Origin of the sequence: Janthinobacterium sp. PAMC25594, from assembly GCF_019443505.1 — a bacterium.
Taxonomy (GTDB): domain Bacteria; phylum Pseudomonadota; class Gammaproteobacteria; order Burkholderiales; family Burkholderiaceae_D; genus Janthinobacterium.
Window position 1 is genome coordinate 2127467 of sequence record NZ_CP080377.1, and the last position, 25006, is coordinate 2152472.

The window sequence follows — 25006 nt, forward strand, 5'->3', positions numbered from 1 at the left end:
AGTAGAGGTTAAGCGGCCAAGGCAAGCTTCTGTTTTGGTGTGATGCCGCCAAGTGCCATGTTGGGCCGGTCGTGATTGTAAGTCCACAGCCAGCGAGTTGCAAAATCCTGGATCTCATCGAGTGTTTCGAACAGGTGATGTGCCAACCAGTCGTAGCGCACCGTGCGGTTATAGCGCTCGACATAAGCATTCTGCTGCGGCTGGCCAGGCTGGATGAAGTCGATGCGAATGCCGCGGTTGGTGGCCCAGGCCAACGTCACAGCGCTGATGTACTCCGGGCCGTTATCGCAGCGAATGACCTAGGGTTTGCCACGCCATTCGATGATCCTGTCGAGGGACCGGATGACGCGTTCGGACGGCAATGAGAAATCAACCTCGATGCCGAGACCCTCACGGTTGTAATCGTCAATCACGTTGAACAAGCGGATGCTACGGCCATCAGCCAGTTGGTCGTGCATGAAGTCCATCGACCAGGTCTCGTTGATTTGTGCAGGCACGGCCAGCGGCAGCGGCTTCTCCCGCACCAGCCGCTGGCGTGGCTTGATCCGCAGGTTCAGTTCCAGTTCGCGATAGATCCTGTAGACGCGCTTGTGGTTCCATTTAAACCCCTTCACGTTGCGCAAATACAGGAAGCACAGGCCGAAGCCCCAGTTGCGCTGATTGTTGGTCAGGCGTACCAGCCAGTCAGCCACGACAGCGTTTTCCACATCGAGCTTGGCGCGATAGCGATAGCAGGTCTGGCTAATGCCAAATGCCTGGCAGGCTATTCCAATGGTGGCTGAACGCTGGGCCACGGCCCATTGCGCCATCTCCCGCCGCTGAGATGGCATTACCACTTTTTTGTCAGGGCCTCCGCGACGATCTCGGCTTTCAAGCGTTCCTCGGCATACATCTTCTTCAGGCGCCGGTTTTCTTCCTCCAGTTCCTTCATGCGGGCCATCAGCGAGGCGTCCATGCCGCCAAACTTGGAACGCCATTTGTAGAACGTGGCGTTGCTGATGCCGTGCTCGCGGCACAGCTCAGGGACTGGTGAGCCGCCCTCGGCTTACTTGAGGATGGCGATGATCTGGCTATCGGTAAAACGGGACGTCTTCATGCAGAACTTTCAAAAAATCTGAGTTTGGAAAATTCTACTTTTAAACGCGATCATTTGGTGGGGGGATTACCGATAATCGACAAATGGTCGACCGACACGACGCGCTCCTCTATCATCTCTTCCAAGTATCGGTAGGTCAGCGGATAATCTAGGTACCATCGAATGCACACCAGGATCACGTAAATCAGAAAACGCATGCATTTGATGCCGAGCATGTCGATTGGTCCAGCGTTCAAAAACTACGGTTTACCTGATCTGCCTGCCGATGAGCACTAATACGACAGAATCGGCAGCAGTCAGACTGGATCGTATGGGCAAACCCAGCTTAGTCATGGGCTAGCCTCATTGGTACCAGTTTCGTGGCTTGGGTATGACCAGATTGGCGCGTTGCACTTTCACGGCGCTCAAGCTTGAAGAGTCCGACCACATCGGCCAGTGAACTTGCCTGCTCTCGTAGTTCAAGCGCCGCTGACGAAGCTTCTTCAACGAGTGCCGTGTTTTGTTGGGTCATGCTGTCCATCTGACCGATAGCTCCGTTAACCTCTTCGATGCCGCTACTCTGTTCCGCGCTAGCAACGCTGATTTCACCCATTATTTCCCTGACGCGCTGCACGCTGACAACGACTTCTTGCATCGTTGTGCCGGCCTTTTGCACCAACGCGGAGCCACTACCGACTTTGTTGACTGAGTCGTTAATCAGTGTTTTGATTTCCTTTGCAGCTGCGGCAGAGCGCTGTGCCAAATTGCGCACCTCGGTGGCTACTAAAGCAAAGCCGCGCCCCTGTTCGCCTGCACGCGCAGCTTCCACAGCCGCATTCAAGGCCAAGATATTGGTCTGGAAAGCGATGCCATCGATCACGGAAATGATATCCACGATCTTCTTCGACGAATCGTTGATCGATTCCATCGTCTCAGTTACCTGTACCATCACCTCACCGCCTTGTTGGGACACTGACGAAGCCAATTTCGCAAGCGCATTGGCCTGGTGAGCGTTGTTCGCATTTTGTTTTACTGTCGATGTCAGCTCTTCCATAGCGGTAGCAATCTTTTCGAGGGATGAGGATTGAAGCGTTGTACGCGACGCGAGATCTTCATTGCCGCTGGCGATTTCACTCGATGCGCTGCGGATAGAGTCAGTACCCTCGCGCACCTGTCCAACAATGGATAATAGGCTGTCGCGCATGGTCTTAATCGCGAATAGCAGGCTCGACTTGTCATCTTGCTTTATGTCCACACTAATCCCCAGGTCGCCACGCGCAATCTTGTTAGCTATTTCGGTAGCGTAAGCGGGTTCTCCGCCTAGTTGCTTCAAAAGTATGCGCTTGATAAAACCCGCGATCAATAAGCTGATGAAAAAGGCTACTATTGCTACGATTATGCTTAGCTGTCGTGAAGTGTCTGCGCGAGATGCCGATAGCAATGTGGCGTCATCCATTTGTTGCTGAGTTTTTTTAACAACAACAGCCATGTCCGACACTATCTGGCGCCGCAAAGGGCTACACTCATTAACTAAGAAGTTGCCGAACTCCTTCATGTTTCCAGTTTCTCGCAGTTGGCGAGGGCGCTTGAGCGATTCGCTCATTGCAAGTAGACCAGTGCGTACTTTGGCAAACTCAGGGTCATCGCCATAGACTGGCATGAGCTTTTCTAGTGCTGTAAGGTAGATCGCTTTTTGCTCATCAACAAGGGCTAGCTCTTTATTCGCTTGTATCTCATCAGTAAATATATATGCATTGCGTGCCGCCAGACCGGTTTGGGCAAGGGCTTCACGTGCCTGATATAGCGGACCGAGGCGTTCGACAGAGATTTTGTCAATTTGATTCACCGCCCGCCCGATCGACGATATTCCCGTCAAGGTGATTGCTGCCATTACAAGTATAAGCGCGGTCAGCAGTCCGAATGCGAGGGAAAGTTGCGTCCCAATTTTAAGATTTTTAAAGGTGTGCATGTTCATTCTTCCGAAAATAGATTGAGGACTCAGCTGGGGCATCCTGCTTTGATCGCACGACCTTTGTTGACACGGCCTTGGTAGGTACACGCACCAATGTCGGCATAGTCAAACGGCTAGCTGCCGGCTTGACGGCGGCCTGCGTACGAGACGTCTTGTTGGAGACACAACTAATCATGCGCCTACCTTCGGGATCGACGGTGAGCTGGAAAACGCCGACAACTTCGGCTAGCATCTGCGCTTCTTTATGCAGCGATGCGGCTGCGCTGCTGGCTTGTTCGACCATGGCGGCGTTCTGTTGGGTCGCTTCATCCATCTCGCCTACGGCCTGGTTGACCGATTCGATGCCGGTGCTTTGTTCCTGACTGGCCAGGCTGATCTCTGACATGATGTCGGTTACGCGTTTTACGCTACGCACAATCTCTTCCATCGTAGTGCCGGCGTCGTCAACCAGGCGCGCGCCGATGTCAACCCGCTGCACCGAACTGCCGATCAAGGCCTTGATTTCGCTGGCGGCCGAGGCCGAACGCTGAGCCAGGTTACGCACCTCGGTTGCCACGACAGCAAAGCCGCGGCCCTGCTCCCCGGCGCGAGCCGCTTCCACGGCGGCATTCAGCGCCAGGATATTGGTCTGAAATGCAATCGAGTCAATCACGCCGATGATGTCGACAATTTTCTTGGACGATTCATTGATTGCCGCCATAGTCTCGACCACTTGCGCCACCACGGCCCCGCCACGTACCGCAACTTCGGATGCGGACTCGGCCAGTACATTGGCCTGCCGCGCATTGTCGGCATTCTGACGCACGGTGCTGGTTAATTCTTCCAGAGACGATGCGGTCTCTTCAAGCGTTCCTGCCTGGCGTTCGGTGCGCGATGAGAGATCAAAGTTTCCGGCTGCGATCTCGGTCGAAGCATTGAAAATTGTTTCGGTGCCAGTCCGCACCTGTGCAACGATCTCGACCAAATTGTCGCGCATTTTTTTCATGGCGAACAGCAGGCTGCTGTGGTCGTCTTTCGCTGTGTGAATCGCGACGGACAGGTCGCCAGCAGCGATGCGGGTAACGATACTGACTGCATAATCCGGTTGTCCTCCGAGCTGCTGCAGCAGCCCGCGACCGATATACCAAGCACTGCTAACGCCGGCGGCAATGGCAACCGAACACAGCAGTAGCATCCAGGTGAAGAAGCTGCTGCTCAGCGCGCGGGCGCCGGCGGTAGCGTCCTGGCTCATCTTTTCTTCCAGGTCGATCAGTTTATTCACCGATGCCAACCAGTCTACGAAGGCCGGGCCGACCTGTTGCGCCAGCAGGCTGGAAGCCTGCGCAAATTGCTCGGCACTACGCAACTCGATCACCTTGGCGATCAACGGTTGCACGCAGCGCTCGGTGTCCTTGATGCTGCTCAAGGCTGCTTTTTCGTCGGCAGTCACGGCACTGGTAAATAAGGCATCGAGGGGGACCGCCGATTGCTGGTATTTGTCATCAAGCGCCTTGATTTTGTTCACCTGCGCCTGCAAGGCGGCGGCGTCAGTGGCCAACACCACGTCGCGCACGGCAATCGCACGGTCGTGGACGCTGCCGCGGAAGTTGATCGCGTGGCGCTGTTTAACGTTATTGACATCGTTGACGCGGCTAAGCGTCTGATCGATACTGCCGACTCGATTCATGGCCAGGCCGGTGAGTACGATTGTCAGCGCGAAAGTGATGCCGAAACCTATTGCCAGGCGGGTGCCGACGGTTTGAGTGGAATTGTTCATTCAAGTCTTTATATAGTTTGCAGGACAGAGCGATAAGTAAGCCATTGTCCGATAAATGATGATTCTTTGCGGCAACCTCTTTGGCGAGCAGATAGGCGTTGCAAATTTTAAATTTGCAACATTTAATTTCTTGCAATGGATACGCAGCGCGGAAAGACAGGATTTTTCTAAAAAGTGTCAATTGATGCAGGATGGCAACTGCCTCTCTGTTTGCCAACCGATGGTGGAGCAGCGTTTCTTGTTTTCGAAGATGAAAGCTGGGCGACCAGCGGCCTGATGGCTCACCGTACCTTGCCTCATACGTGGCTGGCGAAGCTGGTGGCGAGCAGGCTCGCAGCAGCGACGACAGACAATTGCAACCTCAGCGGTAAATACCAGATGGGCAACCCGGCATGCCTGAATAGCCGCCAGTCCTGGAAGTAATGGACGCCAAAGCCGGTGGCCAGCAAGGCACTGCCCGCAAGCGGGTCAAGCGCCAAGGCCAACCAGGCCAGCAAGGCGGGAATCACACTCCAGGCAAAGCAGACGTTGCGCTTACGATCACTGACGAATTGCACGCTCATGGCGAAACCCCAATGCAGAGCGCCTACAAAACTGAGGATCACAGCGCCGTATTGCAGTGATAATTGCTGCCAGACACCGCTACGCTGCGTATCGAGCCAGCTCGCCGCCAATAACGCAAGGAACGGTATCAGGCCAGCGTAAGCGAGGCAGGCAACGATGCGCGGGGTACGGTCCCGGCTCATTTGACGCGCCCGTTCCAGCTCGTCGGCCACAGCCGCCTTCAATGCTAGCTTGTTCATGCAACCCTCTTTGTTTGTCAATGTTGTACAGCGTTGATCGCTACCTGAGCAGCCATTGCACGATTGTAGCTATAATGAACCGCATAGTCTAATATATATAGGTTCAATGTAGGTTCATCGCAACAAATACTCACTACCGAAAGAGGTCAAGTCATGCCCCAACCTGCCGAAAACGGCATTACGACAACTGTTTTTTTTGATGGCTCCTGCCCTTTGTGCCGTTGGGAAATCAGCCTCTATCAAGGTGCTGTGCCGACGACCCCCATCGAATGGGTCGATGTCAGCGATTCCAAGCTGAGCGCAATGGAGGGTTGCAGTTGCCAGGAGTTGATGGCGAGATTTCATGTGCAAACGAAGGACGGCACCATGCTGAGCGGCGCAGCGGCGTTCGTTGCACTATGGCTGCTATACCCGGCCTGGCGCTGGCTGGGAAAATTGGGCTCATTGCCCGGCATGCAAACGCTGCTGGAGTTGCTGTATCGTGGCTTCTTGCGCCTGCGTCCGCGCATACAGTGGCTGGTCAGACAATGCGGCACTGCCCAGCGGCAGTAGTGCAAGCATGGTCGGGCATGACACAACTCTGGCGAAACAGGCAGCAGCACGGCAAAAGGTAATCCTTGCACTTCAACAATTCGATGCAATGAACCGAAAATGAACCGCATTAGACACAAGGAAGAGCAAAATACGCTGGACACACACAACACCGGTCGATAAGCTGAAACTCGATATCCTCTGGCGCACAGGTCGCGCCGGGCGCGTACAGACTGCGGCGTCGGCATCGAAAAGTCGGGCAACGCCCGCAGGCACTAGAGGAACAGATAGGTACACCCCCACCCTTGAATGGAGCAGCATGCCATGATGTCCAGTCTTCCTGATCAGTTTCACGCGCTAGTGCTTGGCGCGTCGGGCGCGGTCGGCGCCGCATTCGTCGACCTGTTGGGTGCCATGCCACGCTGCGCATCCGTGTGCGGTCTGCATCGCCATTCGACACCACAACTCGACTTTGCCGACGAAAACAGCATTGCCGAGGCCGCACGAGAACTTGCCACCAAGCCGCCCTATCACCTGATCATCAACGCCGCAGGCATGCTGCACGACGGCAATTTCATGCCTGAGAAACGCCTGGCTGACCTGAATTATCAGCAGATGCAGGCAATTTTCCAGACCAACACCATGGGGCCGGCGCTGCTCATGCGCCATTTCTTGCCGCTACTCGATGGTGAACGCGCCATCATGGCGATGTTATCGGCGAAAGTGGGCAGCATAGGCGACAATCAGCTAGGCGGCTGGTACAGCTACCGCGCCTCGAAGGCCGCACTCAACATGCTGGTCAAGACGGCAGCCATTGAATTGGCGCGTACGCAAAAGCACAGCGTGCTGGTCGCGCTGCATCCGGGCACCGTCAACTCTCGCTTGTCGCAGCCATTTCGCGGTGAGCTTATCGGACGTCCGGCGCATGACGCCGCCAGCGACATGCTCGCAGTACTAGATACCCTGAGGCCGTCTGACAGCGGCACATTCCTGGCATACGACGGGACGCGCCTGCCCTGGTAGTACGCACCACGCCGGCACGCGCGCCACGCTTAAGCGGCGCCGGCAATGATGCGTTGTGCCAGTGCATGACCGCTAAGCCAGGCAGCCTCCACTGTGCCACCGTTCAGCCAATCGCCGCAGATACCCAGACCCTGCCCTGCCTCCCATATGCAGACGTCGTTACGCGCCTGCGGCGTACTGGCATAGCGCCAACGGTGTACGCTCCAGCGTTGCGGCACCTGCCCGCCCAAACTGATAAAGGCTGCGAGCAGCTGCGCGGCAACGCTATCGGCATCGAGCTCAATGTGCGCCTCGCTCCATTCGGCACTGGCATGCAACAGCCAGCTTTCGCGACCGCTACGGCCAGGCTTGGCGCTGTCGCGTGCCACCCAGCGCAGCGAACCGGAGTTGAGGAAAGCGGCATTGAAGTCCAATGCCAACGGCTGCGCATACTCCAGCATCATTGCCCAGCAGCCTGCCATATTTGTCCCGGCCGCCAGCGCGGCCTGCAATGGCGCCACCTGGTCCAGCAGTGGCACCGCCTGCGGCGCCGGCACCGCAAGCACTAGCATGTCATAACGCTGCGCAAGAGGCCCCTCATCCTGCACATGCAAGCGCCAAGCGTTGTCTTCACGTTGCAACGCACTGATCGCCATCCCTGTCTGCAATGCCAGATCTGCGGCCAGCCACGCGCCGATAGCTGACATGCGCGGAACGCCGACAAAACGCTCGACCGGTGCACCGCCGCTGCATCCGTCAGCATCGAAGCTGCGCAGCTGCAGCTGCCAATGCGCAGCCACGCCGGCCTGCTCCCAGCGGCCTACCTCGGCCCGGAATTCAGGGTTGCGCGCAGTAAAATACTGTGCGCCATGGTCGCATTGCCAGTCGGCGCCGCGCCGTGTGCTCATGCGCCCTCCCGCGCCGCGGCTCTTGTCAAACAGAGTGACCTGGAAGCCAGCCTGATTCAAGGCCGTGGCACAGGCCAAACCGGCGATGCCGGCGCCAATGATGGCGATGCGAGAAGAGTTCATCATGAGATGCTCAGTCTTCTGTGCAGCAACTTGCCCGGCTGCAAGCGCAGTACCATTCCCGCCTGGCCAGACATGCGCCAGGCTGGCGAGTACCATGAAATGTGCGGGCAGGACTGGGCTTTCGTGATGGTGTAATACGGCATAGTGCTCCTGATAAGTGATGACTTTCCGCTTACAGGCCCGCAGGCAAAGGCAGCGCCTCCGCCCGAGCAAGCCGCAACAGCGCTTCCTCCAGGACCATGCGGGCGGTCGCGGCGGCGTGCCCCAACTGCTCATGCAACAGCGCGTCGGCCACATTGCGCGACGAGCATTGTTCGCTGTAACGCTCGAAGCTGTTGATCATCAACAGGATCTCCGTCAGATGGCGCGGGCATTCACAGTGGACCGTACTGCTGGCCGCCGCCAGCTCCGCCAACGCCCGGTCGTCGAAGCGGCGCGGGGCCGGCGCCGCCGGCCGCTGCCGCGCAAGCTGAGCTTGCGCCAAGGGCAACGCAGCCAGCGCCGCCTGGCACAGCAACACTATTTCTGCAACATCGTTGGGTACGCGCGCAAGCAGGCAGCCCTGAGCGCGCAACTGGCGTATGGTCGCGCTGGCGCCGAAACGGTACAACACCACCACCGCCATCCCCAGTTTTTGACGCAGCGCGCCAATCGCCGGCACCACGCCCTCATCGAGTTCCGATATTTCCATCAACAGCAGTTGCGCGCCAGTGCCAGGCCATGTCGCTGCCGCCTCGTCCAGATTCTGAAAGTGGGCGACGATATCGAGCGCCAGTAACTCTCGCCCGCCGACGGCCAGGCGTCGCGCCAGTGCCGTGCCCATCAGTGCCAGGCGCATAGGTTGCAAAGGCTGCAAAGGCACACCAGGCTCGGGTACCAACGCAAACTGGCCTAATTGTTCCAACTGCAGCTTCGCCAGCGCGCCAATTGGATGGCCCTGGTCGACCAGTTGCTTCATCAGCCGCAGCCGACGAACCTGATCCTCGGAATACAAACGCTGGCCATGCGCGCTACGCCCGGTATCGGAGATGCCGTAACGACGCTCCCACACGCGCAACGTTTCAACCGGCAAGCCAGCAAGTCTGGCAGCGACCCCGCTGCGATATTGAACAGGCTGACTGTTGTCGGACTGAGGAGGAAGTAAAGATAGCACCATAACTCGAACCGATAATGAACCTATAATTCCTGATTATATCGCGCAATCGGCAGATAACAGATGAAAATCGCCGAAGACACCGCTACAAATCCAGTTCATCGCGACGCCAACTCTCAGTGAGCCGGGAACAGACTCGACTGTTTTGCGAGTTAAATGCAACAACATTCAACATGAACCCGCCGCAAGCGGCTGATGCCTCGACGGCTTCGGTGCAGATGCGATGGCGCGTCGCCCTTATGCCCGACCAAGGACCGCAGCGCCAGCCATCAACTCGTCGACCAGCGAGAGCGAACTGGCTCCGCCAAGCGCGAACGGATCGAACTCGGGCAGCATCGAGTACCGCAGCAGCGTGCCCGGATTGAGCTTGTCGAGGTTGGTCTGTCCCATCGTCCAGCCAGCGTAGCGACGCTCGCTCATTTCTTCGTAGTGCAGCAGTGTTACGCCTGTGTGTCGTGTATCGGCGAGTATGCGGGCATACAGGATATTGACCTGTTCGCGTCCTCCTTCGATCAGCTGCAGGTAAAACCGTTCGCTGTGGCACAGGACGCCGGTTATGCCGCTGGATGGATTGTGGCGGCGGGACTGCTGGAGTATGGCGCCGATGGTAGCGACATCGATAGTGCCCGCAGCGCGGCTGGCATAGAGTAAACGGACGAGCATGGGAACTCCTTGGGATGGTGTATCAGCGTTTGATCAATGAGAGGAACTCCCGCCGCAGCGCGGGGTCCTTGAGGAAAGAACCGTGCATGACGCTATTGATCATACGCGCGTCATTGTCTTTAACGCCACGCCACTGCATGCAGAAGTGATCGGCCTCCATGATCACGGCCAAACCGTCCGGCTTGACCTTTTCCTGCAGCAGTTCGGCCAACTGGACCACGGCTTCTTCCTGGATCTGCGGACGGCTCATGATCCATCCCGCCAGCCGCGCATACTTGGACAGGCCAATCAGGTTGGAGTGCTGGTTGGGCATCACACCTATCCATACTTTGCCCATGACGGGGCACAAGTGGTGCGAACAGGCGCTGCGCACGGTGATCGGACCGATGATCATCAGCTCGTTCAGGTTGGCGGCGTTGGGAAATTCTGTCACGGGCGGCGGGGGGATGTAACGCCCACCGAACACTTCCAGCAAATACATCTTGGCCACGCGGCGCGCCGTGTCCTGCGAGTTGTGGTCGTTGGCGGTGTCGATCACCAGACTCTCGAGCACGCCCTGCATGCGCAGGCTGACCTCGTCCAGCAGTTCATCCATTTCGCCGCTTTCGATGTAGTCGGCGATATTGTCGTTGGCGTGGAAACGGACACCGCTTGCCATCAAGCGGGCGCGTATGCGTTCGGAGGCAGGTGTGCCGGCGACCCGGTAGTCAAGCTGCTTTTCATTCGTCATGGGAATTCCTTGTTGTTAGTAGTGCGTTGTAGCGTTTAGCCGAGCAGGGACGGGTTGCGCTGCCAGATGCTGAAGCACAGCCCCCCGGCGAAGCTGACCCATGCCAGATAGGGCCATAGCAGCATGGCGGCGAGGCGTTCGCGGCAGCCGAAGAGTACGATGGTTGCCGCGATCATCAGCCACAACACAACGATGCACGCAAACGCCGCCGCGCCCAGATGCCAGGCAAAGAATAGCCAGCTCCACAGTGCGTTGACAGCCAGCTGCGCCAGATAAAGCAGCAGCGCCGGGTAGGCGCGGCTTGCAGCGGTACGGCCGACGCGCCAGGCGGCGATGGCCATCATCAGATACAGCAAGCTCCACACGGGACCGAACAGCCAGGCGGGCGGTGCCCAGCCGGGGCGGTCCAGTTGCGCATAAAACACGGCCGCGTGGACGGAGGCGAACGCGCCCAGGGCTGCAAAAGCGGCGGTCAGCGCGATCCAGCCGGCCAACTGAAGCAATGCGCCCGGCTTCATGGACTTGGCTCCGTTCATGCCTTCCTCCCCTTTGTTGCTGCATCGGGCAGCGGCACGCGGAAGCGGCTGCGCAGCCATCGGATCGGGGCGTCGATCAGTGGCAGCTTTTCCAGCAGCTCTTCGGCGGCATCCCAGTAGTCGCGGTGCATGAAGACCAGGCCGTCCGCATTGAAGCGCAAATGGCTGCCGCCGGATATCTCATACGGCACGCCGCGCAAGTGGAACACGAATTGCCAGGTAACGAAGGCCTGGTCGCCCTGCACCACGCGCTCGTCGATGATGAAGCGCGGCTGCTCGGTGTGGACAAACATGTGGCGCAAGATAGCCTCTATCGCTGCAACGCCATATACATCGTTGAACGGATCGCGAAACTGCGCGTCCGCCGCGTAGAATTGGCCCGCCCGTCCAACGGTGTCCGGTGTCAGCGTGGCATACCATGCCAGCAGTGGTTGAGTATCGTTCATTTTTCCAGCAAAAAGTAAGTGATGGCGATGGGCCGGTTCAAGGGGCGCATGCGCGCCTGCCGAACATCAGCGTGACCTGGCCCAGGCGCCACAGCGACGTCATGGCCGACTAGGCCTTCTGGAGCAGGAATTGCACAACATCGGTTCGTCCCTCGTCAAAGGCAGCTTCGCAATAGGCGAAGTACATATGCCAGATCCGCATGAAGGGTTCGTCGAAACCCAGGCCCGCGATCTGCGGATGGTGTAGGCGGCAGCGAGCATCCCAGCGGCGCAGCGTTTCGGCGTAGTCGCGGCCGAAAGCGTGACGTTCGACTGGGCGCAGGCCGCTGCGGGCCGCCTGGCGTTCGAAACGTTCGACGCTGGGCAGCATTCCGCCGGGGAAAATGTACTGCTGGATGAAATCGGTGCTGCTGCGGTAGCGCGCAAAATGCTGTTCGCCGATGGTGATCGACTGTACCAGCGCCTGTGCACCGGGCTTTAGCCGCGCCGCGACGGTGCGGAAATACTGCGGCCAATACTGCTCGCCCACGGCCTCGAACATTTCAATCGACACCACGGCGTCGTACTCGCCACGCAGGTCACGGTAATCGCACAGCTCCAGCTGCACGCGGTCGTTCAGCCCCAGCGCCTGCACGCGGCGCTGCGCCACCTCCAGCTGCGACGGCGAAATCGTCACGCCATGCACGTGGATACCTTGCTGCGCGGCCTGCTCAGCAAAGCCACCCCAGCCGCAGCCGATTTCGAGCACGCGCTGGCCGGGCCGTAGCTGTAGCGTGTCGATGATACGCTGGTACTTGCGCCGCTGCGCGTCCTGCAGCGTCAGCTGGTAGTCGCCGTCGAACAGCGCGCTGGAATACGTCCAGCTGGGATCGAGCCAGAGCTGGTAGAAGTTGTTGCCGATGTCGTAATGCGCGTGGATGTTGCGCATGCTCCCCTTGCGCGTGTTGGGGCGCAGCCAGTGCCGCAGCCGGTACCAGCAGCGCGCCAGCGCACCGCCGAACACCAGCTGGTTCAGCGACGCTTCGTTGCGCAGCGCCAGGCGCAGCAGCGCGGTCAGGTCCGGCGTGCTGGCCCAGCCAGCCGCGTAGGCCTCGGCAAAACCGATGTCACCCGCGCGCAGGATGCGCTGGCAGGCGCGCCAGTCGTGCAGCTTGAGCGTCGCGCCGGAAGCCGCATGGGCGTCGCCGAACACCATGCGCGTATCGCAGGGGGTGATCAGTTCCAGGTGTCCGTGACGGATATTGTTCAGTAGCCTGAGGAATAACCGCGCGCCGATGGGGGCGGACAGCGTGACGGTAGACAAGGTACGATTCATCGGGCAGGCTCCTGGTGCACGGTGGTTTGATGAGAGGGGGCAGGCGGCTTGCTGAAAAACGGAACGTGTTTCAGCCAGAGCCTGAACGCCTGCCAGTGAATGCGGAACACGATGCCCAGCCCCAGCAGCGGATAGCGCAGCAGGGCACCAGCCAATGCGCTGTCGGTCATCGCCACGGGACGCCCGCTCAGCGCAGTGCGCAGTAGCATGCCGTCGCCGTCGTGATAGTCCAGCCCGGTGCAGTGGCTGGCACCGTCCAGGCGGAAACGAAAGCGGTAGTGTCCCTTGACCTCGCAGAACGGCGACACGTGCATCTGCTTGTCGGCAATAGCAGTGGCCGAGCCACCGGCCGTATGGGCGATACGCATCAGGTAGCGGTGACTTTCGCCGAAGGTGTTGTTGACCTCGGCCAGCACGGCGCGCAGCTGGCCAGCAGCGTCGTGGCAATGCCAGAAACTGACGGGATTGAACACATAGCCAGCGACGCGGGGAAAGGTTTGCAGCCAGATTTCGCCGTCGGCGTCGATGTGGTGGTCGCGCAGCAGAGCGCGCATCCATTGCTCCAGACTCGAACCATCGCGCGGGCCAAAATCACGCCGCCATATCGACAGCGGCCGCCAGCGGTCCACGCCGAACCAGCGCGAATGACATTCGTCCAGCCGGGCCAGGTTCAAGCGCACATAAAATAGTGGATAGACGAAACGGTGTGGCGCCGGACGCAGGCGCACATGCGTCACCTGGCCGTGCAAAAATTGGGCGGCAGGCTGCTTCATGGCAGCACACTCCATGCTGGCGCCGTGTCGAATGCTGCGGCGATGCGCAGTGCCGATTTCAGGCCGTCTTCGTGGAAGCCGTAGCCGGTCCAGGCGCCGGCGAACCACGTACCGCCCTTGCCCTGGATTTGCGCCAGCTGCTGCTGTGCGCGCACGGTAGCCATGTCCATTACCGGGTGGGCGTAGTCGAACTTGGCAATCAGTTTACTCTCGGCCGGCAGGGTGTGTGGATTGAGCGTCACGATCACCGGTGCCTCGAACGGCAATGCCTGCAGCTGGTTCAACCAGTAACTCACGCACACGGGACGCTGTCCGTCCGACTGCGCGCCCGCCAGGTAGTTCCAGGCCGACCAGACCTTGCGCCGCCGTGGCATAAGATTCGTGTCCGTGTGCAGGTAGGCCGTGTTGGGCTGGTAGCGCACGCCGCCGAGGATAGCGCGCTCTGTCTGGCTGGCGTCGTGCAACATGGCCAGCGTGGTCGGCGCGTGGGTAGCGAACACGACGGCGTCGAACTCGTCGGCGCCCGCGCTATTGCTCCACACCTGCATCCGGCCTGCGCTGCGCCGCACGGAAAACACCGGCATGTTCAGACGAATGTCAGGCAGCGTGGCGGCGATCTTGTGGACATAGTGGCGGGCTCCGCCTGCGACCGTGCGCCACTGCGGACGGTCGTTGACCTGCAACAGACCGTGGTTCAGACAGAAACGCAAGAAGGTCGCCGCAGGAAATTGCAATATATCGCTTGGCGAACTGGACCATATTGCCGCCGCCATCGGCAGCAGGTAGGCGTCGCGGAAGCGCGCGCCATAGCCCTGCTGCTGCAGAAGCTGTCCCAGCGTCAGCACTGTCTGGTTCGAGCATTGCAGAAAGCGCTCCGCGTTGCGGTTGAAATGCAGGATGTCCCACAGCATGCGCAGGAAGGAAGGTGAGCCGGCGTTGAGCCGCTGCGCAAACACGGTATCGAGGCTGGAGCCTGCCCATTCCAGCGCTCCGCCGTCCATGGACACGCCGAACGACATGTCGCTGGCGATGCTGTCGACACCCAGCTCGTCGAACAGCGCCACAAGGTTGGGATAGGTGCGCTCGTTATAGACCAGAAAGCCCGTATCGACGCCGTGGCAGCGCCCTTCCAGCGTCACGTCCACGGTGTTGGTGTGGCCGCCAAGATAGCCGGCGGCCTCGAACAGCACGACGTCGTGCTTGCGGTTGAGGAAATAGGCGCTGACCAGACCTGAAATGCCTGAGCCGATGATAGCGATGCGTTTGCGTGGCGGGTTCATGTAGTTTTGTTGATTATTCTGAGCATTTTTTACTGGCGTGCTAATATTACTACCTTCAAATAATAAAAGCTACTGATTAGTATCGAAAATTACCAATGAGTATCCTTCCAAGACTAAGCTTTAAAAATCAAGCATTTAAGCTGCGCGAGAACGCCATCCTCGATGCCGCGACGGCAGTACTGAGCCAAAAAGGCTATGACTTGATGACCATGGATGACGTCGCCGGTACGGTCGGCATCTCCAAACCCAGCCTTTACAAGCACTTCAAATCAAAGGAGGAGCTAATCGGTGAGGCGCTAATACGACTGCTCGACGGCGCGCTCGAGTATGTCGCCGCGCTAGACACCGCACTCAGTCCGCTGCAGAAATTGTCAGCCCTGCTCGAGTGGGCGCTGCGGGTGCGCCTGGACGGCGGACTGCCGTTCCTGCCATCGACCAGCCCGCACGTGCGCGACATGTTGATCCGCAATGTGAAGTACATGCTGCGAGTAATGAAACTGAACCGGCAGCTGGAGGCCTTGGTGAAGCTGGCGCAGCAGCAGGGGCAATTGAACCGCGAACTGCCCACAGACGTTGTACTGTTCAGCTATTACTCTCGAACCTGTGACCCTGCGGTCGAGTATTTGCAAAAATACAGCAAGATGGTGACTGAGGATATCGTGCGCCATATGCTCAAAGTATCGTTTGAAGGCTTGAAGTGAAACAGACTCAAGCACCCTACCCGCACTGCGCCAACTGGTGGCACGACGGGGCGCTGCTGCGCCGTTTTGTGTCGGACCTCATGCATGCTGAATTGCTCATGATGCGGCGTGGGAGCGCCGGCTTGCCGTCGTTGCCGTGGACCGATGGCCTGCAGCTGGAAGCTGACTTGGGTATCGATTCACTGGAGCGCTACACCCTTGCGACGGCGCTGTCCGCTTGCCTGCATCTGCACGAGAGTGGCGCCGACCAGGCGTTGCTGGGGTGCACGACGCTCGAGCAGTGGATCGCCTGCGCCAGTAACGGTCTGGACCAGTACAGCGCCGAGCTGAGCTTTACAAGCTCCGGCAGCAGCGGCGTGCCCAAGTCCTGCCCCCAAAAACTCGACATGCTATGGCAAGAGGCGTGCTTTTTCGCAGCACAACTGGCGCATGCGCGGCGCGTCATTTATACCGTTCCTGCGCATCACATTTATGGCTTCCTGTTCAGCGTGCTACTCCCACTGGCATGCGGCCCGGTGCGCGCCTCGCTGGTCGATGCGAGAAATATGCTTCCGATGGAGTTGATCGTGCAGACCACGGACGGGGACGTGATCATCGGTTACCCGGAACTTTGGTCCGCCGTTGCCCGACACGCCCCCATTTGGCCTAGTGGTGTTACGGGCGTGACGTCGACCGCGCCATGCCCGCCCGACCTGGCGCTGCAACTGACGGCGTCCGGCTTGTCTATGATAGAAGTATACGGTAGCAGCGAAACCGCAGGTGTGGGCTGGCGCACCGATGCGCGCAGGCCCTATGTCTTGCTGCCGCACTGGCGGCGCTCCGCGTCCGCCGACGCTTTGGTGCGCCAGGCACCCGACGGCGCCGAGCTCCACTGCGAATGCCAGGATCAGATCGACTGGCAGGGCGAGAATAGTTTCGTACCAGTGGGCCGGCGCGACCAGGCAGTGCAAGTCGGTGGTACGAACGTTTATCCGGCGCAGGTGGCAGAGATGCTCAAGCGCCATCCTGGCGTAAGCGAAGCCCACGTGCGGCTGATGCGTGCGGACGAAGGGCAGCGGCTGAAGGCGTTCGTGGTGGCCGCACAATTCGACGGAGCCGACCGCCTGCCGGATCAGTTGGCGTCCTGGGTCAGGGACCGTTTGCCGCCTGCAGCGCGCCCAGTGTCGTTCACGGTCGGTGCCGCTCTGCCAGTGAACCTGCAGGGTAAGCTTACCGATTGGATCATCAGCGATGGTCCAGGTGCAGATGGACCGTAATATGGATGGACAAGCCACGCTTGTATGGACCCGCTGCTGGGTGAGGCTTGGAGACACTATACAGCTTGATTAACACGATAACAGAGATCCTCTTGCGATCCGTACAGGAGTTGGCAACAATGAAAATGCTTGCAGAAACACAGTTTGACCAGCCTGGCATCACCATGCTGCTGGAAACGATGGATGAAGTTGCGCTGAATGCGCTCGGCTTCGGCGTCATCGGCTTCGGAAAGGACGGTCGGGTTCAGCGCTATAACACCTTTGAATCGAAGGCGGCCGGACTCAGCGTGGAGCGCGTGCTGCAGCAGGACCTGTTCATGGTAATCGCGCCGTGCATGAACAATTTCCTCGTCGCACAACGGTTCGTGGACGCGCATGAAAGCGGGCAAACCCTGGACGACACGATCAACTATGTGCTGACATTGCGCATGCGGCCTACCAAGGTTAAGCTGCGGCTACTGTCGGACCCGCTGGCCGATCTATCCTATGTCTTGGTGTATCGCTTATGAGCAGCCTCATCCATTCTGAGGAGTCTCAGGAATACGAAGCATTGCTTCAGTTTCTGTACATGGCGCCGGTAGGCCTGGTTCAAATCTCGTCGGACGGTACAATTGTCATGCTCAATCCGCTTTCGGCCCAACTGCTGATGCCGCTGAGCCGAGACGGCGAACTGACCAACCTGTTCGAAGCGCTCGCACCGGTTGCACCAGACCTGCAGCTGCAATGCAGTCAATTTTGTGCAGACTATGGCCAAATCTGTGACGCAACTCGGCTGTACCTGCACGCGGACGGCGCGGCCAGCGGCCCGCAGGTGCTATCGTTGAGTATGCTGAAGCTGGATGCGGAGCGGCTGATGGCGGTACTAAACGATATCACCATGCAAGACAGGCGCGAAAGACAGCTGCGCAAGACCGACGCTTGGCTTAACGCGATCATGACGAATATTGCCGACTACGCGTTGGTGAGCTTGGACAAGCGAGGGCGAATCGAGTCCTGGAATGAAAGCATTGGCAGGGTAACTGGACATACACCGGGCATCAAAGGGCAGCCATATGCAATTTTTTACCCCTCCGAGGCTACCACCCCAGAACAACAGCTGGACCGTTTGCGGGAGGCAGACGAAAACGGCTGGGCGTTGGATGAGGGGGCGAGGCTGCGCGCCGACGGCAGCGAATTCTGGGGCAGCTCAATGACTTCGCCACTGCCCATCCGTATCGATGAGAACTCTCAGCCCATTCAGTTCAACGATGAAGAAGCTGCCTATTGCATGATCATTCGGGACATTTCAGATAAGCGTGATGCCAGCGAAAATCTTCGCAAGGCAGCTTATTGCGACCACCTCACAGGCCTGTCAAACCGGCGTGCTTTTTTTGAGGCTGCCGATCTGGAGATACTGCGCCGCAAAAACGCCTTGCGGCCAGTGTCGCTGATCATGCTCGATGCAGACCATTTCAAGGCGATCAACGACCAATACGGTCATCCGGCAGGCGATGCAGTACTGTGCCATCTGGCTGCCACGATGAAGAGCGTATGTCGACAGGTTGATGTACTGGCGCGCATCGGAGGCGAAGAATTTGCGGTCATTTTGCCCTCTGTGGATCTGGCCGATGCAATGACAGTGGCGGAGCGCTTAAGGGCCCAAGTAGAACTCATTCCCGCCATATATGAACAGCATGTCATCGCCTACACTATTAGCATAGGCGTTGCGGCAATGGACGATAACCTGACGGGATTCGACGGACTGATGAAACGCGCCGATCAAGCCCTGTATGCAGCGAAACGCCGAGGCCGAAACCAGGTCGCATTCTTTGACACCGATGCAGCTGATTTTCCTACACAACATATAGGAGTAGGCCATGAGCGGTGAAAACGACAGTGCCTATGAGTCTTTAATACAGTTTTTGTATCGTGCGCCTGTTGCGCTCATACAGCTGCAAAAAGACGGCAGTATAGAGATGCTCAACCCTATGGCTTCACAATTATTAATGCCGCTCTCTCAGGATGGGGATCTTGTCAATTTCTTTCAGGTACTACAGCCGTATGCACCGGGTCTGATACGCCTGTGCACTAACTTCAAACATGAGCAAGGACTGATCTGTGAAGGTATGAGGGTTGCAATAAATAAGAATCGACGAGATCATCCTGAAAGCCCCGCAGTATTATCACTAGGCCTGCTTAAAGTGGATGGCAATCGCTTAATGGCAATATTGCTGGACGCGACCCATGAGGTAGTCCGGGAGCAAAGCATACTGGCTAGTCGTCTCGCGAGTGCAGCAAAGCTGGATGCGTTGACACAGTTGCCCAATCGCGCGGGCGCACTCGAATTGTTACATGCCATGACACAGCGCGCGCGTGCCCCCAGTGGCGATTATTGCGCTGTGCTGTTCATCAACTTTGATCGTTTTAAGCAAATTAATGACACTTTAGGCAACGAGGTCGGAGATCAGGTCATTGTTCTTGTGGCGGAACGCCTACGCGCGACTCTGAGATCGAGTAGCCGGCCACCTGGAAAGCGCTCCTCGGCTGAACTGGCAGCGAGAGTAGGAGGTGACGAGTTCGCAGTACTATTGGATGGGCTGGCTGATCGAGACGTCGCATCACGAATTGCTGCGCGCTTGCTTGACCGCCTGAGCAAACCGTACATCATTGGGAATCATGACCTCACATGTACGTTCAGCGCCGGTGTAGTGGCGCTGAACTCTGACGCTTATGATGCGGATGATCTGCTTCGCGACGCTGCGATTGCCATGGCCATCGCCAAGGCTGGAGGCGGAGACCGTTTTGAGGTATTTTGCCAGCAGATGCGTGATGATGCGCTGTTGCGCAGAGGCTTGGAAACCGATCTCCGATATGCAATAGAGCGGGGTGAGTTATATAACTTGTATCAACCTGTGGTCGGACTGTTGGCGGGCGGGAAATTTGATCCGGCAGCAGGTGTCGAAGCCTTGGTGAGGTGGAAACATCCAGTACGAGGGATAGTCGGGCCTTTGGAGTTCATCGGCATCGCCGAGGACTGTGGCCTGATCGGTGCAATCGGTGAAAAAGTGTTGGAAATGGCATGCCGCGATTTTGTAGGCTGGAAGCAACGATTGGGAACGCGAGCACCGCGGCTGCTTGCAGTAAATTTATCACGTGCACAGCTAAGCCAGGAAGATTTGTGCGACAAGGTGAAAGCCATTCTTGCAGCCTGCGGAATGGAGCCAGATAAATTGCAGTTGGAGATTACCGAGAGTTTGGCGGCTCAGGGAAAAGACATCCAAGAACAGTTACTTCGCCTGAAAGCGCTTGGGGTCAAGCTCGCCCTGGATGATTTTGGAACCGGCTATTCCTCGCTATCGAGCCTGCACCTATTGCCCGTCGATACTGTCAAGATTGATCGTTCATTTGTTACCTTAGCCGGCTCCAGTCGCCATCATGAAGTCTTAATAGAAGCAACTGTGAAAGTCGCACGTAGCTTAGGCATGAATACAGTAGCGGAAGGAATAGAGACTGAAGAGCAAGCAGCCGTGGTTTACGCCCAGGGATGCAACAAGGGCCAGGGGTATCTATATAGTCGACCTATTAGCGGAGAGGCAGTTGAGGAATGGTTAAGTGAAATGGCTTAGATTGAAAAGTACAGCGTATAACAGCGATATTCCAGAGATTTGCTTGCGCCTGGGATTCAGCTCATCAATGCTGAGATTCGGGGTGTCTGCAATTGGAACAAAATTTACGTTTGATTCACCAAGCGCATATAAAGTGGCAGCCTCAAGATTGCTAACAGTCTCATGGAGAGCTACGCGGTATTATTCACCCAGTGAACAACCTGCGCGCACTGCACTACATGAGCGATGTGCTGAAAGTCGACACCCAACAGAAGAACGCATGGCACCGCCACTGAGTGGCCCTCGGCCTAGAAGCGATCGAGCGCCAGCTGGCTGGCAGTCCGGCTTCAGGCCTGTTTGCCATGGCAACACGCCTACCATGGCCGACTGCTGCCTCGTTCCGCAGCTATACAACGCACGCCGCTTCGATTGGGACCTGTCGGCTTAATTGACGATCACGGCCATCGACAACCGTTGCGTCGTACAAGAGGCCTTTCAACGCGCAACGCCGGAAAATCAGCCCGACGCGGTGTGATCCGCAGGTCAAACGCGCCAGCCACGTTCGACCATGGCATTTACGTCGGCGCTGTCTACGAGGTGTGTTGAACACGTCGATCACCCGCGCTAGCCGCGCCGGTCCTGAACTGCGTAGCCAACCGGGCCAGTCTCTGGGCCAGCTCCGTGAGACTGGCGGCAACGCCGGCCGCTTCTTCGACCAGGGCCGCGTTGTGCTGGGTCACCTTGTCGATGTCGACAATGGCGTGGCCAATCTGCATGATGCAGCGCTGCTGTTGCATGCTGGCCCGGCTGATCTCCACCATGATGTCCGTAACACGCTGCACATCTGATTGCGTCATTGCGCGCGACACCGTAACCTCCGGGTTGACGCCAACCAGGCGTCGGCGCAGCGCACGCGCTGCCCAAATGCTTGTCGATGGCAATCTCACCAGCGTTACGCTAGTGTTCATCAACACGCGAGCACAGCGTGAAACGTGGGGTTGGAAAACGCTGCAACGTCTCAAGACAGCGCAGGGCTGGAAAATCGCGAGCGAATTTTACACGTCCCATCAATATTAAAGCGCAGGCCGATCGTCAGGCGCTGGTCTTTAGAACTCCGCCCACTCCTCGCTATCGGCAGCAACGGCCGCCTTGGGTGCCGCCAACTTTTTCAGCGGCGGGCGGGTAGCAGCGGGAAGCGCGGCCACCCGCGCCGTCGCCGCTGGCGCAGTGGCGACGGCATTGAGCCGAAACACGCTGACCGCTTGCGACAAGCTCTCGGCCTGATCCCGCATCGCGCTCGACGCTGCGGCCGCTTCTTCGACAAGGGCGGCATTTTGTTGCGTGACCTGATCCATCTGGGCAATCGCATCGTTGACTTGTTCAATGCCGCTGCGTTGCTCCTCGCTGGCGGCCGCCATGTCGCTGATGATGCTGTTGACCCGCTGGACGCTTTGCACCACTTCCTGCATTGTCGCACCGGCGCGGTCCACCAGCTTGCTGCCCATGTCGGCCTTGGTCACAGAATCGTCGATCAGCGTCTTAATTTCCTTCGCCGCGCTGGCCGAGCGCTGCGCCAAATTGCGGACCTCGGTGGCGACGACAGCAAAGCCGCGCCCTTGTTCGCCGGCACGGGCGGCCTCCACGGCGGCGTTGAGCGCCAGAATATTGGTCTGGAACGCGATGCCGTCGATAACGCCGATGATGTCGACAATCTTGCGCGCCGACCCATTGATGGACGCCATCATTTCCACCACTTCGGACACCATCACGCCGCCGCGTACGGCGACGTCGGAAGCCGACTCCGCCTGATCGCGCGCCTCGCGTGCGCTGTCGGCGTTCTGCTTGACGGCCGATGTCAGTTCTTCCATAGATGATGCGGTTTCCTCCAGCGAACTGGCTTGCTGTTCGGTGCGTGACGACAGATCCATATTGCCGGCCGAAATTTCGGCAGAGGCGGTAGCAATCGTATCGGTACCGTTCCTGACCTCTCGCACGATGCTCGTCAGAGCCGTGTTCATCTTGCTGAGCGCGCGCATCAAGTCCCCGGTCTCATCCTCGGTGGTGACTTCGATCGTGCCGGTCAGGTCGCCTTGCGCCACACGCTGCGCGACGGCAACTGCCTTATGCAGCGGACGGGTAATGTTTTTGGTCAGCAGCACCGCCAGCAACGCGGCCGACAGTGCAGCAACGAGGCCGCCGCCGATCATGATGATGTCGGTGCGCGCACGCTGATCTGCAGCGTTCTGCACCCGCTGTTGCAGCAATTCCTGCTCGGTCTGGATGATCTGGCGCAGCACTACGCGCATGCTGTCCATGGCGGCCTTGCCTTTGCTCAATTGCTCCAGCTCGACGACCGATGCCATGACGTCGGCGGCGTCACCACTTTGGCGGCGCAGCGCGATCGCGGGCTCGATCGCGTCGGTCAGCCATTTTTGCTGGGCGTCTGCCAGAGCCTTCAAGCGCTGTTGCTGGGTCGGATTATCAGACGTCAGCTCACGCAGCTTGCCAAGGTGGAGGCTGAAATTTTTTTTCCCCTCGTGGTAAGGGTCGAGAGACGCATCCTTCCCGGTCAACGCGTAGCCGCGCTGACCGGTTTCGGTGTTAATCAAGCCTTCCAGCACCGAGCCCGCTTCACCGAGCACCTCGTAGGTATGCACATTCAAGGCGTTCGCGGCGCCAAGGCGGCCGAAGTTGGTCTCGGCCAGCGCCACCAGCCCGATGAGCATGGAGACAATGACGGCGAAGGCGAGGTAGAGGCGTGCGCCTATTTTTAGCTTGGAGAAGGACATGGTTGCTTGGTAAAAAAGTTAATGGAAGACAGTACCTGGATTTATTCCTTGAAGATCTTGAGCAGCGTGACCGCCGGCGATGCCGCGCCAATCTTGCGGTCGCTCTTGGCGGCGTCGATAACCTCGACCAACTGGTCGTATTTATCCGCCTGGCGATCGTCCAGGTTGGTCATGTTCATGCTCCAGCGCGTGAAGGTGCGGAATTTGGCGGGCTCGTTGTAGAGGATGCGGGAGTTCTTGTGGCGCGGATCTTTTTCGATCTTGTTGTAGAGCGCATTGAGCGTCGCCAAAGGCCCTTCCAGCACCTGCAGAAACCAACCGCCGTTGTAGAACAGGCTGCCCGTGACGTCAATGCCGTTATTGTTGTTCTTGGCGGTGTTAAGAATCTGGTTCAGTTCAGTGCTCGACATTTTGCGGGTTGCCTGGCTAATGTAGACGAGTTGGTTAATTGACATGGTAATTACCTAGATAGAGTTAAATGCCGCATCCGCCTGGCGGCGCGGGTGGTTTTCTGACACCGGCTACTGCTGCCGTGCCAACATCGAACTACGGGAACGACGATACTTGCCGAGCACCTCCTTCAAGTGCTGCAACGTCAACATGATATTGACGCCTCTTGGCGAACGGCCCAGCGCAATGACGCCAGCACCGCCGACCCAGATTTCCACTGCGGTAGGGACCAAGCCGTAGCGTTCTTCACATTTGCGCAGCACTTCCTTGGAAATGCCGGTTTCAAGGGACACGGTTGAGATTGTTGTAATTTCCTCCACGATTATCTTGCCCAACCTAATTAATATCAGTTTGTCCTAGACAAATTATCGTTTACTGGCTTTCACGAGGCAACAATTTATTTCCAAAAAGATTTATTTAGTGAAAATATGCATCATTTTTTCTTTTAGAGAAACGTCGCGAGATAAGCCGGGCGAAACGCGGAGCAAGCGTAAGCATCTGCTCAGCGACGTCTTGACTGGAGCGGCAATTTAATCGATGTGAATCGCCACGAGTCTGCTAGACATCGTCCACCCGACAAACGCCAGTAAGCAGCCGCGTGCACAATGGCGTGGTGGCGGTGGACGAACCAAATCAGCGGTGGTGCTCGGACGGCTTTGAGATCGCCTGCGACAATGGCGAAGTGGTAACCGGTGTGTTCGTGAAGGATTGCTGTGACCGCGAAATCATTGCCTGGCGCTGTTAAGTTGCACTGAAAATTGACCCACTTTTCCCACGAATTTGCAACGGAATCTGACCCACGTTATTAGCACAATTCCACCTGTCTTATCGGCAGGAGATCGGAGTGATCAACGTGGCTCTATCTTTTGGAAGACCCTGAGGTGATTCGTTGATTCGGTTGCCTCTCAAGTCGCTGCTCGAGCAACTGGACCCGCAGTTGTTCACGCAAATCCACCGCAGTGCCGTTGTCAATCTGCAGGCCATTGACCGGATAGAACGCAGTGAATACGGGGCACGCAGCGGCTCCGGGCTGGAGGTCATCCTGAAAGGCCGGACCGAGCGCCTGGCCGTTAGCGAGGGATTTACCAAGCAGTTCCGCCAGATGTAGCAGGGATGTTAAAGCCTCCCTGCCGATTGCCCGCCTTCGTGACGACGGCGGA

General features: G+C 58.0%; 25 protein-coding genes and 2 pseudogenes. 10 read left to right on the forward strand and 17 right to left on the reverse strand.

Annotated elements, in window-relative coordinates; genetic code table 11:
• Positions 1-8 precede the first annotated feature (8 nt).
• From KY494_RS09445 to KY494_RS30015, 3 genes and pseudogenes are all read right to left on the reverse strand, one after another.
• A pseudogene (locus KY494_RS09445) lies at positions 9-1096 on the reverse strand (IS3 family transposase).
• A 325-nt stretch (positions 1097-1421) separates the two neighbouring features.
• Positions 1422-3044: a methyl-accepting chemotaxis protein gene (locus tag KY494_RS09450; RefSeq protein WP_219890751.1), complete on the reverse strand. Its 1623-nt coding sequence runs from the start codon at positions 3042-3044 to the stop codon at positions 1422-1424.
• Positions 3031-4803, reverse strand: coding sequence for a methyl-accepting chemotaxis protein (locus KY494_RS30015; RefSeq protein WP_219890752.1), 1773 nt, complete (start codon positions 4801-4803; stop codon positions 3031-3033). The genes KY494_RS09450 and KY494_RS30015 overlap by 14 nt, the downstream gene beginning before the upstream one ends.
• Before the next feature lie 55 nt (positions 4804-4858).
• On the opposite strand from KY494_RS30015, the gene KY494_RS09460 reads away from it, so the two are divergent.
• A complete protein-coding gene (locus tag KY494_RS09460) occupies positions 4859-5080 on the forward strand; it encodes a hypothetical protein (protein ID WP_219890753.1) in 222 nt (73 codons plus the stop codon).
• A 19-nt stretch (positions 5081-5099) separates the two neighbouring features.
• On the opposite strand, the gene KY494_RS09465 is transcribed toward KY494_RS09460, so the two are convergent.
• Positions 5100-5606, reverse strand: coding sequence for a DUF3429 domain-containing protein (locus tag KY494_RS09465; RefSeq protein ID WP_258194771.1), 507 nt, complete (start codon positions 5604-5606; stop codon positions 5100-5102).
• 153 nt (positions 5607-5759) lie between these two features.
• Between KY494_RS09465 and KY494_RS09470 the strand changes: the two genes are divergently transcribed.
• Together KY494_RS09470 and KY494_RS09475 are read left to right on the forward strand one after the other, a co-directional pair.
• Entirely contained in the window at positions 5760-6158 is a 399-nt protein-coding gene (locus KY494_RS09470; RefSeq protein WP_219890754.1) for a thiol-disulfide oxidoreductase DCC family protein, read from the forward strand.
• A 306-nt stretch (positions 6159-6464) separates the two neighbouring features.
• Positions 6465-7160: an SDR family NAD(P)-dependent oxidoreductase gene (locus KY494_RS09475; protein WP_219891546.1), complete on the forward strand. Its 696-nt coding sequence runs from the start codon at positions 6465-6467 to the stop codon at positions 7158-7160.
• 29 nt (positions 7161-7189) lie between these two features.
• Here KY494_RS09475 and KY494_RS09480 read toward each other — a convergent pair whose 3' ends face one another.
• The 9 genes from KY494_RS09480 to KY494_RS09520 all read right to left on the reverse strand — a co-directional run bounded on the left by KY494_RS09480 (position 7190) and on the right by KY494_RS09520 (position 15066).
• Complete coding sequence (locus tag KY494_RS09480; protein WP_219890755.1) at positions 7190-8173, reverse strand: NAD(P)/FAD-dependent oxidoreductase; 984 nt, start codon at positions 8171-8173, stop codon at positions 7190-7192.
• A 169-nt stretch (positions 8174-8342) separates the two neighbouring features.
• Complete coding sequence (locus KY494_RS09485) at positions 8343-9242, reverse strand: MerR family transcriptional regulator (RefSeq protein WP_258194772.1); 900 nt, start codon at positions 9240-9242, stop codon at positions 8343-8345.
• A 318-nt stretch (positions 9243-9560) separates the two neighbouring features.
• Positions 9561-9986 carry a BLUF domain-containing protein gene (locus KY494_RS09490; RefSeq protein ID WP_219890757.1) on the reverse strand — a complete coding sequence of 142 codons (426 nt, stop codon included), beginning with the start codon at positions 9984-9986 and terminating at the stop codon, positions 9561-9563.
• A gap of 22 nt (positions 9987-10008) precedes the next feature.
• The gene (gene folE / locus KY494_RS09495; RefSeq protein ID WP_116744653.1) at positions 10009-10716 is read right to left on the reverse strand and encodes a GTP cyclohydrolase I; all 708 of its coding nucleotides are present in this window, start codon (positions 10714-10716) and stop codon (positions 10009-10011) included.
• 35 nt (positions 10717-10751) lie between these two features.
• Positions 10752-11252 carry a TspO/MBR family protein gene (locus KY494_RS09500; protein ID WP_219890758.1) on the reverse strand — a complete coding sequence of 167 codons (501 nt, stop codon included), beginning with the start codon at positions 11250-11252 and terminating at the stop codon, positions 10752-10754.
• Positions 11249-11698, reverse strand: coding sequence for a nuclear transport factor 2 family protein (locus tag KY494_RS09505; protein ID WP_219890759.1), 450 nt, complete (start codon positions 11696-11698; stop codon positions 11249-11251). Before KY494_RS09505 ends, KY494_RS09500 begins: the two co-directional genes overlap by 4 nt.
• Positions 11699-11807: 109 nt before the next feature.
• Positions 11808-13013 carry a cyclopropane-fatty-acyl-phospholipid synthase family protein gene (locus KY494_RS09510; RefSeq protein ID WP_219890760.1) on the reverse strand — a complete coding sequence of 402 codons (1206 nt, stop codon included), beginning with the start codon at positions 13011-13013 and terminating at the stop codon, positions 11808-11810.
• Positions 13010-13786, reverse strand: a complete 777-nt coding sequence (locus KY494_RS09515; RefSeq protein WP_219890761.1) for a DUF1365 domain-containing protein — start codon at positions 13784-13786, stop codon at positions 13010-13012. Before KY494_RS09515 ends, KY494_RS09510 begins: the two co-directional genes overlap by 4 nt.
• A complete protein-coding gene (locus KY494_RS09520) occupies positions 13783-15066 on the reverse strand; it encodes an NAD(P)/FAD-dependent oxidoreductase (protein WP_219890762.1) in 1284 nt (427 codons plus the stop codon). Before KY494_RS09520 ends, KY494_RS09515 begins: the two co-directional genes overlap by 4 nt.
• A 95-nt stretch (positions 15067-15161) precedes the next feature.
• Between KY494_RS09520 and KY494_RS09525 the strand changes: the two genes are divergently transcribed.
• The 5 genes from KY494_RS09525 (at position 15162) to KY494_RS09545 (ending at position 20628) form a co-directional block, all read left to right on the forward strand.
• Complete coding sequence (locus tag KY494_RS09525) at positions 15162-15767, forward strand: TetR/AcrR family transcriptional regulator (protein ID WP_219890763.1); 606 nt, start codon at positions 15162-15164, stop codon at positions 15765-15767.
• On the forward strand, positions 15764-17023 hold the full coding sequence (locus tag KY494_RS09530) for an AMP-binding protein (RefSeq protein ID WP_219890764.1): 1260 nt from the start codon (positions 15764-15766) through the stop codon (positions 17021-17023). Before KY494_RS09525 ends, KY494_RS09530 begins: the two co-directional genes overlap by 4 nt.
• A 119-nt stretch (positions 17024-17142) precedes the next feature.
• Complete coding sequence (locus KY494_RS09535; RefSeq protein ID WP_219890765.1) at positions 17143-17532, forward strand: phosphonate transporter; 390 nt, start codon at positions 17143-17145, stop codon at positions 17530-17532.
• Positions 17529-18890, forward strand: a complete 1362-nt coding sequence (locus tag KY494_RS09540; protein ID WP_219890766.1) for a sensor domain-containing diguanylate cyclase — start codon at positions 17529-17531, stop codon at positions 18888-18890. Before KY494_RS09535 ends, KY494_RS09540 begins: the two co-directional genes overlap by 4 nt.
• Entirely contained in the window at positions 18880-20628 is a 1749-nt protein-coding gene (locus tag KY494_RS09545) for a bifunctional diguanylate cyclase/phosphodiesterase (RefSeq protein ID WP_219890767.1), read from the forward strand. The genes KY494_RS09540 and KY494_RS09545 overlap by 11 nt, the downstream gene beginning before the upstream one ends.
• 569 nt (positions 20629-21197) lie before the next feature.
• Here KY494_RS09545 and KY494_RS09550 read toward each other — a convergent pair.
• The 4 genes from KY494_RS09550 to KY494_RS09565 form a co-directional block, all read right to left on the reverse strand.
• The gene (locus tag KY494_RS09550; RefSeq protein WP_219890768.1) at positions 21198-21575 is read right to left on the reverse strand and encodes a hypothetical protein; all 378 of its coding nucleotides are present in this window, start codon (positions 21573-21575) and stop codon (positions 21198-21200) included.
• A gap of 138 nt (positions 21576-21713) precedes the next feature.
• On the reverse strand, positions 21714-23396 hold the full coding sequence (locus KY494_RS09555) for a methyl-accepting chemotaxis protein (RefSeq protein ID WP_219890769.1): 1683 nt from the start codon (positions 23394-23396) through the stop codon (positions 21714-21716).
• A gap of 41 nt (positions 23397-23437) precedes the next feature.
• Positions 23438-23851, reverse strand: coding sequence for a BLUF domain-containing protein (locus KY494_RS09560; protein WP_219890770.1), 414 nt, complete (start codon positions 23849-23851; stop codon positions 23438-23440).
• Positions 23852-23917: 66 nt separating this feature from the next.
• Positions 23918-24166 carry a hypothetical protein gene (locus KY494_RS09565; RefSeq protein ID WP_219890771.1) on the reverse strand — a complete coding sequence of 83 codons (249 nt, stop codon included), beginning with the start codon at positions 24164-24166 and terminating at the stop codon, positions 23918-23920.
• A gap of 257 nt (positions 24167-24423) precedes the next feature.
• Here KY494_RS09565 and KY494_RS29690 point away from each other — a divergent pair.
• Both KY494_RS29690 and KY494_RS09570 read left to right on the forward strand, forming a co-directional pair.
• Positions 24424-24582, forward strand: a pseudogene (locus tag KY494_RS29690) (IS3 family transposase); the annotation flags it as partial.
• A 153-nt stretch (positions 24583-24735) separates the two neighbouring features.
• Positions 24736-24954 (forward strand): LytTR family DNA-binding domain-containing protein, encoded by a 219-nt coding sequence (locus KY494_RS09570; RefSeq protein WP_219890772.1) that lies wholly within the window; start codon positions 24736-24738, stop codon positions 24952-24954.
• Positions 24955-25006 lie beyond the last annotated feature (52 nt).

Excerpts from the sequence above, each read along its gene's own strand:
- KY494_RS09490 (WP_219890757.1), bottom strand. The coding sequence starts at position 9,986 with ATGCTCGTCCGTTTACTCTATGCCAGCCGCGCTGCGGGCACTATCGAT.
- KY494_RS09515 (WP_219890761.1), bottom strand. The coding sequence starts at position 13,786 with ATGAAGCAGCCTGCCGCCCAATTTTTGCACGGCCAGGTGACGCATGTG.
- folE (WP_116744653.1), bottom strand. The coding sequence starts at position 10,716 with ATGACGAATGAAAAGCAGCTTGACTACCGGGTCGCCGGCACACCTGCC.
- KY494_RS09540 (WP_219890766.1), top strand. The coding sequence starts at position 17,529 with ATGAGCAGCCTCATCCATTCTGAGGAGTCTCAGGAATACGAAGCATTG.
- KY494_RS09470 (WP_219890754.1), top strand. The coding sequence starts at position 5,760 with ATGCCCCAACCTGCCGAAAACGGCATTACGACAACTGTTTTTTTTGAT.
- KY494_RS30015 (WP_219890752.1), bottom strand. The coding sequence starts at position 4,803 with ATGAACAATTCCACTCAAACCGTCGGCACCCGCCTGGCAATAGGTTTC.
- KY494_RS09460 (WP_219890753.1), top strand. The coding sequence starts at position 4,859 with ATGATGATTCTTTGCGGCAACCTCTTTGGCGAGCAGATAGGCGTTGCA.
- KY494_RS09450 (WP_219890751.1), bottom strand. The coding sequence starts at position 3,044 with ATGCACACCTTTAAAAATCTTAAAATTGGGACGCAACTTTCCCTCGCA.
- KY494_RS09550 (WP_219890768.1), bottom strand. The coding sequence starts at position 21,575 with ATGAACACTAGCGTAACGCTGGTGAGATTGCCATCGACAAGCATTTGG.
- KY494_RS09555 (WP_219890769.1), bottom strand. The coding sequence starts at position 23,396 with ATGTCCTTCTCCAAGCTAAAAATAGGCGCACGCCTCTACCTCGCCTTC.
- KY494_RS09465 (WP_258194771.1), bottom strand. The coding sequence starts at position 5,606 with ATGAACAAGCTAGCATTGAAGGCGGCTGTGGCCGACGAGCTGGAACGG.
- KY494_RS09535 (WP_219890765.1), top strand. The coding sequence starts at position 17,143 with ATGAAAATGCTTGCAGAAACACAGTTTGACCAGCCTGGCATCACCATG.
- KY494_RS09510 (WP_219890760.1), bottom strand. The coding sequence starts at position 13,013 with ATGAATCGTACCTTGTCTACCGTCACGCTGTCCGCCCCCATCGGCGCG.
- KY494_RS09520 (WP_219890762.1), bottom strand. The coding sequence starts at position 15,066 with ATGAACCCGCCACGCAAACGCATCGCTATCATCGGCTCAGGCATTTCA.
- KY494_RS09475 (WP_219891546.1), top strand. The coding sequence starts at position 6,465 with ATGTCCAGTCTTCCTGATCAGTTTCACGCGCTAGTGCTTGGCGCGTCG.
- KY494_RS09505 (WP_219890759.1), bottom strand. The coding sequence starts at position 11,698 with ATGAACGATACTCAACCACTGCTGGCATGGTATGCCACGCTGACACCG.
- KY494_RS09525 (WP_219890763.1), top strand. The coding sequence starts at position 15,162 with ATGAGTATCCTTCCAAGACTAAGCTTTAAAAATCAAGCATTTAAGCTG.
- KY494_RS09500 (WP_219890758.1), bottom strand. The coding sequence starts at position 11,252 with ATGAACGGAGCCAAGTCCATGAAGCCGGGCGCATTGCTTCAGTTGGCC.
- KY494_RS09545 (WP_219890767.1), top strand. The coding sequence starts at position 18,880 with ATGAGCGGTGAAAACGACAGTGCCTATGAGTCTTTAATACAGTTTTTG.
- KY494_RS09480 (WP_219890755.1), bottom strand. The coding sequence starts at position 8,173 with ATGATGAACTCTTCTCGCATCGCCATCATTGGCGCCGGCATCGCCGGT.
- KY494_RS09560 (WP_219890770.1), bottom strand. The coding sequence starts at position 23,851 with ATGTCAATTAACCAACTCGTCTACATTAGCCAGGCAACCCGCAAAATG.